Origin of the sequence: Pseudomonas sp. JH-2, assembly GCF_036231725.1 — a bacterium.
In the GTDB taxonomy this organism is placed as follows: Bacteria; Pseudomonadota; Gammaproteobacteria; order Pseudomonadales; family Pseudomonadaceae; genus Pseudomonas; species Pseudomonas delhiensis.
In genome coordinates, this window is sequence record NZ_JAZAQP010000136.1 from 1 (window position 1) to 557 (window position 557).

1 protein-coding gene is annotated in these 557 nt (G+C 67.7%); it reads right to left on the reverse strand.

Translation table 11 applies throughout. The features are described 5' to 3' along the window. The coding region (locus VV867_RS31075) for an Ig-like domain-containing protein (RefSeq protein WP_328568457.1) at window positions 1–557 on the reverse strand (557 nt) is incomplete at both ends.

The window sequence follows — 557 nt, forward strand, 5'->3', positions numbered from 1 at the left end:
ACGCTGGCAGCCAGCTCGCCGTTGACGTACAGCAGCACGAGGTTGCCGGCATCGGCGGTGCCCTTGAGCGACAGGCTGGTGTCGTCGGTGACGTCGCCGTCGTTCAGCAGGCCGGTGACCGAGCCCTCGCCATCGACGATTTCACTGATGACCGGCAGCTGCGGCAGCGGGGTTTCCTCGCCCACCACGGTGAAGCCGATGCTTTCGCTGGCCTCGCCCTCCTGGCCGATGGCATTCACCGGACGGGCGGAGATGCTGTGCTCGCCGGAGGCCAGCTCGGGTGCCTGGAAGCTCCAGTTGCCTTCGCCGTCCACCAGGGCGGTGCCCAGCAGGGTCGCGCCGTCGTAGATTTCCACGTACTGGGCCTCGCCTTCGACATGGCCCTGTACGAGCGGCGCAGCATCGTCGGTGGAGCTACCGTTGGCGATCACCCCGGTGAGCGGGTCGACGTCGTCGATCAGCTCGATGCGGTCGATGACCATCGGTGGCACGCTGGTGTCGACGCTGAAGTCCAGCGACTCGCTGGGCTGGCTGGCGTTGCCGGCCGGGTCGGTGAT